The organism is Novosphingobium sp. CCH12-A3, from assembly GCF_001556015.1.
Lineage (GTDB): Bacteria > Pseudomonadota > Alphaproteobacteria > Sphingomonadales > Sphingomonadaceae > Novosphingobium > Novosphingobium subterraneum.
In genome coordinates, this window is record NZ_LSIA01000292.1 from 46,639 (window position 1) to 59,966 (window position 13,328).

General features: G+C 64.4%; 9 protein-coding genes. 2 read left to right on the plus strand and 7 right to left on the minus strand.

Features of this window, described 5'->3' with window-relative positions; translation table 11 throughout:
- Window positions 1-47: 47 nt before the first annotated feature.
- The 5 genes from AX703_RS23920 to AX703_RS23940 form a co-directional block, all read right to left on the minus strand.
- Entirely contained in the window at window positions 48-4,253 is a 4,206-nt protein-coding gene (locus tag AX703_RS23920) for a translocation/assembly module TamB domain-containing protein (RefSeq protein WP_062347751.1), read from the minus strand.
- A complete protein-coding gene (locus AX703_RS23925; RefSeq protein ID WP_231735678.1) occupies window positions 4,253-6,484 on the minus strand; it encodes an autotransporter assembly complex family protein in 2,232 nt (743 codons plus the stop codon). Before AX703_RS23925 ends, AX703_RS23920 begins: the two co-directional genes overlap by 1 nt.
- A complete protein-coding gene (locus AX703_RS23930) occupies window positions 6,453-7,319 on the minus strand; it encodes an arginyltransferase (protein ID WP_062347753.1) in 867 nt (288 codons plus the stop codon). The genes AX703_RS23925 and AX703_RS23930 overlap by 32 nt, the downstream gene beginning before the upstream one ends.
- A 217-nt stretch (window positions 7,320-7,536) precedes the next feature.
- Window positions 7,537-8,787, minus strand: coding sequence for a threonine ammonia-lyase (locus AX703_RS23935; protein ID WP_039334181.1), 1,251 nt, complete (start codon window positions 8,785-8,787; stop codon window positions 7,537-7,539).
- 37 nt (window positions 8,788-8,824) lie between these two features.
- Window positions 8,825-9,211, minus strand: a complete 387-nt coding sequence (locus tag AX703_RS23940) for a hypothetical protein (RefSeq protein WP_062347755.1) — start codon at window positions 9,209-9,211, stop codon at window positions 8,825-8,827.
- A gap of 95 nt (window positions 9,212-9,306) precedes the next feature.
- Here AX703_RS23940 and AX703_RS23945 point away from each other — a divergent pair, with 95 nt between their 5' ends.
- A complete protein-coding gene (locus AX703_RS23945) occupies window positions 9,307-10,239 on the plus strand; it encodes an NAD(P)-dependent oxidoreductase (RefSeq protein ID WP_062347803.1) in 933 nt (310 codons plus the stop codon).
- Entirely contained in the window at window positions 10,236-11,924 is a 1,689-nt protein-coding gene (locus AX703_RS23950; protein ID WP_062347757.1) for an amidohydrolase, read from the plus strand. The genes AX703_RS23945 and AX703_RS23950 overlap by 4 nt, the downstream gene beginning before the upstream one ends.
- Before the next feature lie 151 nt (window positions 11,925-12,075).
- On the opposite strand, the gene tatC is transcribed toward AX703_RS23950, so the two are convergent.
- Window positions 12,076-12,894: a twin-arginine translocase subunit TatC gene (tatC, locus tag AX703_RS23955; protein ID WP_062347759.1), complete on the minus strand. Its 819-nt coding sequence runs from the start codon at window positions 12,892-12,894 to the stop codon at window positions 12,076-12,078.
- Window positions 12,891-13,301 (minus strand): Sec-independent protein translocase protein TatB, encoded by a 411-nt coding sequence (gene tatB / locus AX703_RS23960; protein ID WP_062347761.1) that lies wholly within the window; start codon window positions 13,299-13,301, stop codon window positions 12,891-12,893. Before tatB ends, tatC begins: the two co-directional genes overlap by 4 nt.
- Window positions 13,302-13,328 lie beyond the last annotated feature (27 nt).

The window sequence follows — 13,328 nt, forward strand, 5'->3', positions numbered from 1 at the left end:
AGCCGGAGGGGCCGCTCGCAAGAGTGGCCCCTTTCGCTTTTGCGCAATCAGTAATCCTTGCTGACCTTGAGGTTGAGGCTTTCATCGCCAATCGTCGAAACCGTACCGAGCAGCGCAAGCCAGCGGGTTATGCGGAACTCGACGGAGGTCGCATTGTAGCCCGCGCCATCAGTCACGAGTTCGACGAAGAAGCGGCGCCCGATATATTTGCCCACGGCAATGCTGGTCCCCGATCCCACTGTCGGGTCCGCCCCGACGATGCGCAAGCGATCGAGACCGATCGCAGCACGCAGCTTGTTGATCGGATCGAGCCCGCCGCCGCCGCGCAGGCTGGCCAGGACCGATGCCAGCTGCACAGCTTCGGGCGCGGAGATCTGCGAAATCGAGCTGCCGAAGAGGATACGGCTGAGCAGTTCTTCCTCAGGCAGCGAGGGCGTTGAGGAGAATGCGATGATCGGCTTGTTGCCGGTTCCGGTGATCGAAATCTTGGCATTGATATTGTTGGCATCGCCCTCGGCGACAATGTCCAGTTGCGGGTCTACCGGGACTTCGCCGGTAAAGCGTATGCGTCCGCGCGTCAGTTCAAAGCGCTTGCCGGCAAATTCGTAGCCGCCGCGCACCAGGTCGGCGGTGCCGATGATCTGCGGAGCGGCGGTCGTACCGCGCAGGCGAATATCGGCGCCCCATTCGCTTTCAAGGCCCAGGCCCCGCACATCGATGCGGTTGGCGCCCGACGCGTCGATCAGAAAGCGCCACGGCGCTGCGGCGGCTCTGGCGGGCGCAGCATCGGCAGGGGCATTGATCTCGCGCGTGGCGATAACCGGCAGTTCCTGCACCGCGCTGGCCCGGCCCAGTGCCCAGCGCGCACTTTCGATCCTCACCCGGCCGGCGATGGTTCCGCCCACGCCATTGCTCACAATGCGCAAGGGGCCGGTCACGGTCGCGGCCATGTCATCGCGCGAGATCAGCTGTGCATTGCGAGCAGAGAGCTTGAGATCGATGGTCGGGCCATGTTCGGACAATTCCGCAAGCCCGATTGAGCCGCTCCCACTGACCCTGCCACCATTCGTGGTCACGCCGGAGAATCGGGCCAGTTGCAGGCGGGAATCGGTGAAGGTTCCTGCCAGTTCCACCTGCCGCAGATCGGTGCCGGTAAGCGTGCTCTGCACACGCAACCCTTTCGAGGCGACCGCGCCCTGCAGTACCGGAGCGGTGATGGAACCCGAGATATCGGCCCGCACGCCCAATGGCCCGGTAAGATCGAATATCTCCACGCCTGATAGGCGCCAGAGCGATTCTGCAGGACCGGAATAGCGCAGTTGCCCGGCAAGCCGCCCGCTTTCGAGCCGGTCCATGAAGCCGCCGCCGCGCGGCAGGCCGTTTACCACGGCCTGGAGCCGACCGCGAATGTCGTTGCCATCGCGCAGCACGGTTCGCATCTGCAGGGCGTCGGGATCAAGCTTTGCGACAAGTGCCACATCGATGGGACGCGATGTGAGGACCAGCCCCGACCGCGACAGCCCCCGCACCATCAGCGCAGCATTGCCCGAAGGCGCACCCTGCCCGTCGTTGTTGTACTCGACGATGCCTGAGGCAACGCCGCCGAGGCCAAGGTCAGCCACGACAATGTCCGCCACCGAAAGCGGCATGCGCGAAAGCAGAAGACGCAGCTGTGTAGGCCCGCCCAGAACATGGCCTTCGGCAATCAGGATGCCTCGCCCGAAGCCGATCTGGGTGGGCGACAGGCGCCAGCCCTCCCCCTCGCGCGTCAGGATCGCGCGGCGGGGCATTCTGACTTGCCGTCCGGCGTACTCCCCCGAGACGTAGGTCACGATCTGGTCGGGCGAGAAGGCCGCGGTCCCTTGCAGCGCGAATTGCGTACCTCTCCGGCCCGAGACCGAAGCGGTCACCGATCCGCTGCCGTCCTGCAGATAGGCAGAAGCGGCAAGTTTGCCGATAAAGATCTTGCCCATGCCGATGCCTTCGGCGAGCAGCGTGCCTTCGATGGTCGAGTGCCCATCCTTGATTAGGCCGGTTGCGTCAATCTTGGCATTGCCGATGGACAGCGGCCGCGCCCCGCCGAACCGGGCGTTGCGGGCGATGACATTGGCATCGAAGCCCTGACCGCCCTCACGCGGGCTAAGCAATACCGTGCCATTCAAGCCACCCCCTGCCAGCGCGATCTGACCCGCAACGCCATCATTGCCGAGCGTCACACCGCCCGTCACGTCCGTCTGCCAGACCCGGAACTGCTGGATATCGATGCGGGTGCCCTGCCCCGGAGGCATGAACAGGCCCAGTGTCCCCGTAAACGGCCCCAGCGTGGAATCGCCCGCCGTCTCGATGCGGAAGCCGTCGGCAATGGGCGAGAGCGCCACGCGAACGTCCTTCAGTCCTGCTGCGGGAAGCGGGCTGGCGAATACCAGCACTGCATTCGGACCTTCGTTGGTCATCGCCGCCTGCACCGTGAAGGCGCCATAGTCGGCATGACGGCCACTGCCGCGCAGCGATGCGGCACCACCGGGCAACACCTTGCCATCCAGCGCCATCTGCAGCTTGGCCGAGCTTATCCGTGCCTTGCGGAATGTGACGGGAATGCGCTCACCAAGAGCAAGTCCGCCAGTAAACCGCACGCCACCGCCGGTCAGCGTCTGCAAGGTGGCGTTGTCGATCCGCGTCATGCGCCCGGCAAGGTTTGCCTGCAGGGTCCACGGCACGCCATTGCCGATCTTGAACAGTATCTTGGCCGTACCGTCGACCGCACCGAGGTTTTCGATCGCAAATCCTCGTGCCACCACCGGCCCCGCCAGAGCATAACCTCCGCGCGCCATGTCGCCGCTCAGGGCAAGGCGCGCGGCCAGGCCTTTCATCGTCAGCGCGAGGTTGTCCGAGGTCAGGCGATTACCGGCGAAAACCAAGTCACCGTTCACGCGCGCACCGGGAAAGCGAGGATCGATCATTGCGTTGCCAGTGACGACCCTTTGCGCGCTGACATTCAGCGGCAGGACAAACCGCTTGCCGTCCCATGTCGCCGTGCCGGACGAGCGCAGGCCCTGCGCATCAAGAGTGCCGAGCTTGAGCCGTTGCACCGCCACCTGATGTTCGATGGAGAGATCGGAGAACGCGCCGTTGAAAGTAGCATCGATCGCGACACCGGAAAGCTGCGGCGCAGTCATAAGCCGTTCGGGCCTGAGCACCAGTGCCCGCACCTTGAGATCCTCGGCTTCGTTGTTCGCAAGATCGAGCTTGCCCTCGGCCCTTACCTTGAAAGCATCTCCCGCCGCACGCAGCGTGCCCTCGAACGCCTTGTCAACAAAAGTCCCGTCATAAAGCAGCGATAGCGTCTGTCCGACTGCCTGCGCTGCCGTGCCCTTCAGCATCTTGCCCGGCCAGACCTGCCCGCCAAGGCTGTAGGCTCCAGCGCGATTTGCCAGCTGAAATGCGGCCAATCGTTCTTTACCGATGGTCGCATACGCCACGCCGTCCCAGCGGGTCCAGCCGCCCTTGCCGCCAACACGCGCGCGAATGTCGCCATCGGCGCCCAACATCTTGGCCATCATGCCATCGCGTGGCGCATCATAGGCGAGTTGGAGATCGAACTTGTTGCGATCGGGTTCGCTGTCCAGCCTGAAAACGACGCGATCGCCTGCGACCCGGCCGTTGACGTCCACGATGGCGTGGCCCCCGCGAATATCCGCCTTGGCAACCACGTCCACCCGGCGCTTCTGCCCTGCCATGGCCGGAGATACCGTCAGGTTGTCGATGACCAGTCTGTCGACGCGAATGTCGAAATTCGGGAGAATCGGCGCATCAGGGTCTTCGCTTGGTCGCAGGCGGGGCGCCCGGCGCAGTACGCCACGATGAAGGGCAAGCAACCGCACGTCGAGCCCCGTCCTGAGCCAGGCAAGCGGCCGCCAATCCAGCTCCGCCTCGGGCACTGTCAGGAAAACCCCTTCCGGATCGCTCACCCTGATGTCGCGCAGCTTCGCGGCTCCGTAGATGGACCCATCGATCCGGCCGATCTCGATCCGCAGGCCCGACCCCGGCGTGATCGCGGCAATGCGATCTGCCAGCAGACGGTGACCGAGCGAGGAGTCAAGGACCACCAGGGCAGCCAGCACCAGCGCGATGCCCGCCACGAACAGGATCGCCACCCGTCGCGCCGCGCCACGCACGAAGCGCGACCTGCGCGACCGCACCGGCCTTGCAGGCTCGGCTGCAGGCTGCTCTGGCAGAGGCACATCGTCCGCCATCAGAAAGCCTGACCCAGCGCGACATAGACGCCGATGCGACTGTCGCCCTTGGACGGGTTCAGCGGCGTTCCCAGATCGATGCGGATGGGTCCGAAGTTGGTTTCATAACGCAGGCCGATGCCCGCGCCGACCTTGATATCGCGCAGGCGCGGGGTCGCCGTGGTGTCCACCGCACCGGCATCGACGAACGGCACCAGGCTCACTGCGCCTCCCAGCAGCCCGGTCTTCACGCGCGCCTCGAGCGAGAATTCGCTCAGGGCGCGGCCGCCGCTCGGCTCGCCTGCGGTGTCGCGCGGGCCGATCAGCTGATAGCCATACCCACGCACCGATCCACCACCGCCGGCATAGAACCGGCGCGACGGCGCGATGTTGGTGATGTCTGTGCCCAGAATCGTGCCGAACCGTACGCGGCCCGCCACGACCAGCTTCTCGCCTACCGGCTGGTAATAGCTCGCATCGAGCTGAGCCTTGCCATAACTCGACTTCACGCCGTTCTGCACCGAGATCTCCGGTGAGACGCGCAGACCCACGCGGAAACCCCGTGTGGGATCGAGCAGGTCATCGCTGCCGTCATAGGCTGCGCGCATCGGCAGTGCGCCGATGAAATAGGTCTTGCGCGCCTGGCGGGCGAGGATCGCCGCCGCATCGCGCTCGCCCGTGGCCAGTATCTCGATCCCTGCCGAGAACACCCACGGCTTCTGGAACAGCAGCGTCTGCTGCCGCTCGATCCCGGCAGTGAACGAAACGGTGCGCGCCTCGAAGGCGCTGCTCGTCTGATTGCGCGCATAGAGATCGGCATTGAGCACGAGATCGCGCGTCAGGAAATTGTTGCGGCGGAAGGTGAGGCCGGCAAGCTGCTCCTGCGTGCCGGCAACTCCGCGTACGCGCACCATGCCTCCGGGCGGGAAGAAGTTGCGGTGCTCCCAGCTGGCCTCGACACGGAAGCCTTCACCGCTGGAGTAACCGATCAGCCCGGCTATGGTCCTCAGGGGTGCAGGGGTGAGCGTTACGTCGACATCGACCGTGCCTGGCGCTTGCCCGTCAGGCTTTGCCACCTCGCGTGCCTCGACGGTCAGCGAGGAAACAAGTCCGGTCGCCAGGATTGCCTGACGCAGATCGTCCACTTCCGAACGCTTGAAGCGATCGCCCGGGTCGAATCGCGCGATCCGCTGCAGATGCCGCGCACTCAGGAAGCGGTCGCGCGAAGAGTTGATCTTGCCGAACTGATAGACCCCGCCCGGCGTTACCGGCACCGTCAGGTCGCCCTCGCGCCGTTCATGGTCGATCAGCAGGTCGGGATCGCCAAGCTTGGCGAAGGCGTAGCCTGTCTCGCCCAATGCCGTTTGCAACGAGAGGCGCTCGGCCACGATCCTGTCGCCATTGATCGCGTCCCCGGGCTGTATCTTGAAGGCCCCGCGCAAAGCCTCATAATCCGGGCCTGTCGTGGAAAGATCGCCAAGCGCGATCTGGCCGACCTTGTATTGTGGTCCGGGTTGCACGTCGAAGCGCACGACCACCTTCTCGACATCGATCGGCCCTGTGGCTTCGCCCTCGGCGCGATCCTCGAGTCCCCCGAGGGTCTGGTAGATCTGCGCATCGTAATAGCCGTAAACGCGCATGACCTCGGCCAGCGTCTCGCGATCGGTTCTGGCGCGCCGGACGATCTGGGCAAGGTTGTCTTCATCGTCGTCGAAGGATTTGAGGCTCGAAAGTCCGGCGAACCGGTCGACGATGTCGCCCGCATCGGCAATGGCGTCCTTGCCGCTGGGAAACGCGACCTCCACCTGCTTGCCCACGCGCGAAACGTCGGCATCAGCCAGCCGGACGCTGGCCGCCACGTCACCCTCTTCCTGCCCGGGCAGGGCATCGACCGCCGCATCGGTGGACTGTTCGGCCACGTCGATATCGGGATCGGGCGTGAGCGGCTGGATATCGGGAATCTCGCTCCCGTCCGGCCACGGAATGGTCATGCCGGGAATATCCGGCATGGCGGTATCGGCCTCGATCTGCTCGATCACGGTCGCAGCCGGCGCGCCGGTGCGAGCAGCCTCGGTATCAAGCGCCCATGTATCCGCATTATCGAGCGCCGAGTCGGGGATCAGGGCCTCAAGCTCCTGATCCGCATCACGCGACTGTGCCAAGGCCTGCGTCGGCAGAGCAAGCAGCAAGACCGCCGCCAGAATGCGCGCGAGCGGGAGGTCAGGTGTGGGCGTAGCGCTCCTGCGCCCCATGAACCCCGTCCTTGAGGCTCCCTTCGATGCCGCTTCGCGGCAGATCGGCATTAGCGCCTTGCCGTGCAGTGACGGCGCGCTCGATGGCGCTGGCCTGTTCAGCAGGTTCGAACCGTTCCCAGCCATCGCGGCCCAGTTTCTCCATCGGGCGGAAGCGCACCTTGTATTGCATGCGCTCCGATCCTTCGACCCAGTAGCCGAGATAGACATACGGCAAGCCGACTTGGCCTGCTCGCTGGATATGGTCGAGGATGATGAAAGTGCCAAGCCCGGACCGCGTCTCGTGTTGTGGATCGTAGAAACTGTAGATCATCGAGAGACCATCGCCCTGCTCGTCGGTCAGACAGGCCCCTACCAGTCTGCCCTGCGAACCATCGGTGGTCGGCTCCCTGTATTCGATGACGTAACTCTTGACCGGGGTGTGTTCCACCATGTCCGCGAAATCCATCTCGTCCATGGCGGCCATCCCCCCGCCCGGGTGACGCACGGCGAGATAACGCTGCAACAGCTCGAACTGTTCCGGAGTTGACCAAGGTTTGCACACACTTACGACAAGATCGCGGTTGCGCTTCCAGATCCGCTTCTGCGTTGATGAGGCCTGAAACGCATTGGCGACCACCCGCACCGAGATGCAGGCAGTGCATTCGACGCAGCTGGGGCGGTAGGCAACAGTCTGGCTGCGGCGGAATCCGATGCGGCCCAGCGCATCGTTCAGCTCGTCCGCGTTGGGGCCTTTGAGCTCGGTGAACACCTTTCGCTCGCTCCGCCCCGGCAGGTACGGACACGGCGCGGGGCTGGTGACGAAAAAGCGCGGGAAGCGAACGGGCGCGGTCACGGCGGGGCTTGTGCTCCTGAGGCCGGACTATCCGGCGTGTCAGCAACAAACATGCCTCAGCCAGGCAAATCCTAAAAGCCCGTTAACTACCTTTCATGCACAAATTCGCGCCATTTCCTGACCGGAATGGCGATTTGGCCATGGCCGACGGCACGAGTCCCTTCGCAGGACAGTCCTCGCCCCGAAGGTTAACGCCGAGCGAGGCGGCTTGGCTGTATCAGCCCAGCTCAACCTGCTCCAGATCGTAGCCCTTGGCACGCAGCCCTGCGACCAGCCTGTCGATCTGCTCACGGTCCCGCGCCTCGCACTCGATCTCAGCCGTCAGCCCCTTGGCGGGAAGCGAGGTGAAGATGCGCTGGTGCCAGACTTCGAGGATGTTGACCTGGTGCCGGTTGAACTCCTCGACCACCTTGAACAGTGCGCCGGGGCGATCCTGCAGCGTGATGCGCAGGCGGCCAAGCCGGCCCGAGCGGGCCAGATCGCGCAGGAGCACGTTGGCCAGCAGGCGCGTATCGATATTGCCGCCGCACAGCACGATGCCGACCTTGCGCCCGGCAAACCGCTTCTTGTGTGTCATCACGGCGGCCAGCCCGGCTGCGCCCGCACCTTCGACAACGGTCTTCTCGATCTGCAGCAGCACCGCAACCGCACTCTCCAGAGCGGCTTCGCTGACCAGCACGACATCATCGACGATGTTGGCGAGAACCTTCGAGGTAAACTCGCCCGGCTCCTTCACGGCAATGCCTTCAGCCAGCGTATCGCCACCGCAAGGCAGATCGAGATGCTTGAGCTTGGCATACATCGACGGAAACAGTTGCGCCTGAACGCCAACAAGCCCGATGCCCGGCTTTATGCCGCGCGCAGCAGTGCCCATGCCCGACAGCAAGCCACCGCCGCCGATCGGAACCACCAGCGTCTCGATCTCCGGCGCGTCTTCCAGCATTTCGAGCGCGACGGTGCCCTGCCCGGCTGCCACGCGCGGATCATCGAACGGGTGGACGAAGGTCAGGCCCAGTTCGCCTTCGAGCTTGCGCGCATGTGCATAGGCTTCATCGAAGGTTTCGCCCTCGAGAACGACCTTGCCCCCCACGGATTCGGTCTGCATCACCTTCACTGTCGGCGTCGTACGCGGCATCACGATGGTAACGGGCATTCCCAGCCGCGTGCCATGATAGCTCAGGCCCTGGGCATGGTTCCCGGCCGACGCCGCGATCACCCCGCGCGACCGCTGCTCCTCGGTCAGCTGCAGCAGCGCATTGAGCGCGCCGCGCTCCTTGTAGGCGGCAGTGAACTGCAGGTTCTCGAACTTGAGCCAGATGTCGGCCCCGGTGATGTTGCTGAGCGTCTTGCTGTAAAGCGTGGGCGTCCGCACAACCTGACCCGAAATACGCTCCGCCGCGGCACGAACATCGGCGAGGGTCAGCAGGGAATCTCCCTGCATGGCGGGCTTGAGCGCTACGTTTTCCATGGCCGCGCCCTAACGGAAAGCGGCCCCCAAGAAAACCTCAAGCTTTACCGGATTCGGCGCGGGAGACAGCGAACCAGCGAAAACCGGTCACCGGAACCATTGCCACGAATATGGCCGCGCTATCCGCCACCCAGTCACGCCAGTCCGAGTCGCGGTGGAGGAACGGGATCAGTTGCACCACTTCGATGCCAGCCCCGACAATTGAAAGCCACAACGCAGCACGCAGCAACGATGCCCTCGGCCAGCCGACGCCAGCAAGCAGCGAGAGCGTGAAGAACGCCAGCATGTGCGCAAACTTGTCGCCCAGACTGTCGATCGGCAGGCTCGGAGGTTTGGGCAGGACAGCCATAATGAGCGCAAATGCGAAAGCCGGCCAGAACGCAAACCGTGCGACGCGGGAGGTAAGGTCGATCAAGCGCTGCATCGCTAACCGCTATGCTTTGCCCCTGTTCTGCAGGCAAGCGGCTACTGGCACGGAGCTACTGGCACTCGGCAGCAAACCGGATATGAATGCGCATCATGAGCGACCAGACACCAGCATCGACCGGGCCAGCAGCTGCCCCCGCAAACGTTTCCTTCCTTGGCCTTGGCGTAATGGGCGGCGCGATGGCGCGGCATCTCGGCAAGGCGGGACACACTCTCACGATTTACAACCGCACCACGGCGCGTGCCGAAGCCTGGGCGGCGGCCAATCCCGGTATTTCCTTCCGCATCGCCACCAGCCCTGCCGAAGCCGCAGACGGAGCCGATGCCGTCATCACTTGCGTCGGCAACGACGACGATCTTGCCGATGTCGTGCTCAGCCCTAACGGCGTGTTCTCGACGCTGAAGCGCGGCGCGCTTTACATCGATCACACCACGGTATCGGCCCGCATCGCCCGGCAGATCGCGGTCGAGGGCCGCGACAAGGAGCTGCTCTGCGTCGACGCCCCCGTGACCGGCGGCCAATCAGGCGCGGAAGCTGGCACCCTTGCCATCATGTGCGGCGGCAGCGCCAAGGCTGTCGATGCCGCGCGCCCGATCCTTGCTGCCTATGCCAAACGCGTCGTCCATGTCGGCAAGTCCGGTGCCGGGCAAACCGCGAAGATGGCCAACCAGATGTGCATTGCCGGCACGCTGGCCGGGCTGTCCGAAGCGATCCGCTTTGCCCAGATCGCCCATCTCGATCTCGACAAGGTCTTCGAGGCGATCTCGGGCGGAGCTGCGCAGTCCTGGCAGATGGACAACCGTTTCCACACCATGGCCAAGGACGAATTCGACTTCGGCTTCGCGGTCGACTGGATGCGCAAGGATCTCGGCCTGGCCATGGACGAGGCACGAAACCTTGGCGCGAGCGTGCCGGTAACGGCCTTGGTCGATCAGTTCTATGTCGACGTGCAGGCCATGGGCCATGGGCGTGAAGATACCTCGGCGCTTATCCGTCGCCTGCCGCGCCGGGCGAAGAAGGCATGAAGCGCTTCACCCTCGCTGCACTGCTTCTCGCCACCGCTCCAGCCGCCTATGCCGATACCCTGGTCGACAATGTGCGCGGCACGACAATCGGCGCCAATGGCCAGGTGGAGCAATTCACCGGCCTGCTGTTCGACAGCGCGGGCGTCGTCAAGCGCGTGATCCATACCGGCGAAAAGAAGCCGAAACCGCGCAAGGATTACCAGTACCACATCGATGGCAAGGGCCGCGTCATGCTCCCGGGCATGATCGATGCGCACGTTCACGTGATGGACATCGGCTTCGCCGCCTTGAGCCTCGATCTATCCGGCACTACCTCGCTTGCCGATGCGCTGAACCGCATCGCCAAGTTCAGTGCCGAGCACCCGGACCGTCCGTGGATCATCGGGCGAGGCTGGAATCAGGAAGCTTGGAAACTCGGCCGCTTCCCCACCGCTGCCGAACTCGACGCGGTCACTGGTGGCCGCCCGGTCTGGCTGGAGCGGGTTGACGGCCACGCCGGCTGGGCCAACAGCGCAGCCCTCAAGGCTGCAGGCGTCTCGTCTTCGACCAAGGACCCGGCAGGCGGCAAGGTCGAACGCACCCCCGATGGCAGCCCGCAGGGCGTGCTGGTCGATGCCGCAATGGAGCTCGTCGGCAGCAAGGTCCCGGCGCCTCGCCCCGAAGACCGCGATCTCGCGCTCGCCAATGCCCAGCAGATCCTGTTCAAGCGGGGTGTCACCGCCGTGGCCGACATGGGCACCGCAATCGAGGACTGGCAGGCCTATCGCCGCGCCGGCGATGCCAACAAGCTCTATGTTCGCATCATGGCCTATGCCCGCGGCACCGAGCAGATGGTTCTCATCGGCGGCCCCGGCCCCTCGCCTTGGCTTTATCAAGACCGGCTCCGGCTCAACGGCGTAAAGCTCTATGTCGATGGCGCCCTGGGATCGCGCGGTGCCTGGCTGAAAGCGCCCTATGCCGATGCGCCTGCCACGCGCGGGCTCCCGCAACTTAACCAGACCCAGCTCGGCAACCTGATGAGCCGCGCGGCGATGGACAACTTCCAGGTCGCGATCCACGCTATCGGCGATCAGGCCAATGCCACCGTCATCGGCGCAATCGCCGACCTTTCCGAGACCTACAAGGGCGATCGCCGCTGGCGTATCGAACATGCCCAGATCGTCGATCCGAACGACATCGCCCGTTTCGCGGCGAGCGGTGCCATCGCCTCTATGCAGCCGATTCACCAGACTTCTGACCGCGTGATGGCCGAAGCGAGGCTCGGTCCGGACCGCCTTGCCGGCGCCTATCCCTGGAAATCGCTCAAGTCCGCTGGCGTGCGTCTTGCCTTCGGGTCTGACGCGCCGGTCGAAGTGGCCGACCCCTGGTCGGGGATTGCCGCTGCTGTCAGTCGCCAGGGACCGGACAATCAGCCCGCGGGTGGCTGGCAGCCGCAGGAGCGCGTGACGCCCGCCGAAGCACTGGCGGCCTATACTGTCGATGCTGCCTATGCCGGATTTGCCGAAAGCCGGTTCGGCCGCCTTGCGCCCGGTCTTAGGGCAGACTTCGTGCTGGTCGACACCGATCCACTCACCGCAAATCCTGCACAGCTCAGGGAGACGAAAGTCCTGGAAACGTGGATTGGCGGGGGCAAGGTCTGGTCCGCCGAAAAAGGGGTGGAAACCGAAACGCCTTCAAAGCGTTAGGGTGGCGACGCGGAAGGCTTGGGGGCGCTCTTTCCGGATGCTGCCCAACGGCTGCGTCGCGGAACCCGCCCTCTCACCTGAGGTTTCGCGAGCTTTGCGAGGCTCTGAGTTATAAGTACCGAAACGGGGGCCTGTGTGCCCCCGTTTCCTTTTACGGAAGAAGGGGTGGCGTCTCGCCAGCCGCAAGTGCAGCGGCTTCGGCTCCTTCCTCAGCCTTGCGCTTTGCATCGGCTTTTTCGGTAAAGCGCATGAGCAGCAGCGTTCCCTCGAACAGGATCAGCAGCGGAATCGCCAGCATCAGCTGCGAAACGACGTCAGGCGGCGTCGCCACCGTCGCCACGGCAAAGATCACCACGATCGCATAGCGCCGCGCCTTGACCAGCTGGTCGCGGCTGACGATCCCCGCGCGATTCAGCAACATCAGCAGCACAGGCAGCAGGAAACTGATCCCGAAGGCGAGGATGAACTGCATGACCAGACTGAGGTAATCGCCCGTTCCCGGCAGTGCCTCCAACTGCAGGCCGCCCTTGTTACCCTCGAACCCGAGGAACCATTTGAACGCTGTCGGCATCACCACGAAGTAGGCAAGGCTCGCACCTGCGGTGAACAGCACCGGTGTCGCGAACAGGAAAGGCAGGAACGCGCGCTTCTCACGCGCATAGAGCCCCGGCGCGACGAACGCCCAGAGCTGGTTGGCGATCACCGGAAAGCTGACGAAGAACGCCGCGAACATGGAAACCTTCAGTTCCACGAAGAAGGCTTCGTAAAGCTTGGTATAGATCAGCTTGCCCTGCCCCGGCGGAAAGGCATGGACCAGCGGCTGCGCCAGCAGCGCAAAGATCTGGTCGGCAAAGTAGAAGCTGACCGCAAAGGCAATCGCCAGCGCATAGACACAGCGCAGCAGGCGCGTGCGCAACTCCAGCAGGTGGTCGAGCAGCGGGGCCTGCGTCTCGTCGATGTCCGAGATCATGGCAGCGGAGCTTCCGGTCTGGCGGTCTTTTCCTCAGGCGGCATCGGCCCGATCATCACCGGATCTGCGGCAGAGGGTGGCGCATCCGAAGGCAGCGGGTTCGGGCGCGGATCGTTCTGGTCCTCTGCGGCAGCCACGGTCTGGCCTTGCGCTTCGGCGGCGGCTTCCTGAGCCGCAGTCTCGCGCATGATCCGCTCGTTCTGTTCCTTCCACTTGCGCTCCATCTCCTCCATTTCCGCCTCGCGGATCATGGTTTCGATGCCCGACTTGAAGTGGTTGGAAACGCGACGCATCTTCGCCACCCACCGCCCTGCGGTGCGCAGTGCCATCGGCAGGTCCTTTGGGCCGATCACGACGATCGCCACGATGACCAGCACCAGAAGTTCGGACGCGCCGATGTCGAACACGGCCCTGTCGCCTTGTCTTACAGCAGC

Bases quoted from the DNA above. Each gene is read 5' to 3' on its own strand.
- AX703_RS23920 (WP_062347751.1), bottom strand. From the start codon at position 4,253: ATGGCGGACGATGTGCCTCTGCCAGAGCAGCCTGCAGCCGAGCCTGCA.
- AX703_RS23925 (WP_231735678.1), bottom strand. From the start codon at position 6,484: ATGGGGCGCAGGAGCGCTACGCCCACACCTGACCTCCCGCTCGCGCGC.
- AX703_RS23935 (WP_039334181.1), bottom strand. From the start codon at position 8,787: ATGGAAAACGTAGCGCTCAAGCCCGCCATGCAGGGAGATTCCCTGCTG.
- AX703_RS23940 (WP_062347755.1), bottom strand. From the start codon at position 9,211: ATGCAGCGCTTGATCGACCTTACCTCCCGCGTCGCACGGTTTGCGTTC.
- AX703_RS23945 (WP_062347803.1), top strand. From the start codon at position 9,307: ATGAGCGACCAGACACCAGCATCGACCGGGCCAGCAGCTGCCCCCGCA.
- AX703_RS23950 (WP_062347757.1), top strand. From the start codon at position 10,236: ATGAAGCGCTTCACCCTCGCTGCACTGCTTCTCGCCACCGCTCCAGCC.
- tatC (WP_062347759.1), bottom strand. From the start codon at position 12,894: ATGATCTCGGACATCGACGAGACGCAGGCCCCGCTGCTCGACCACCTG.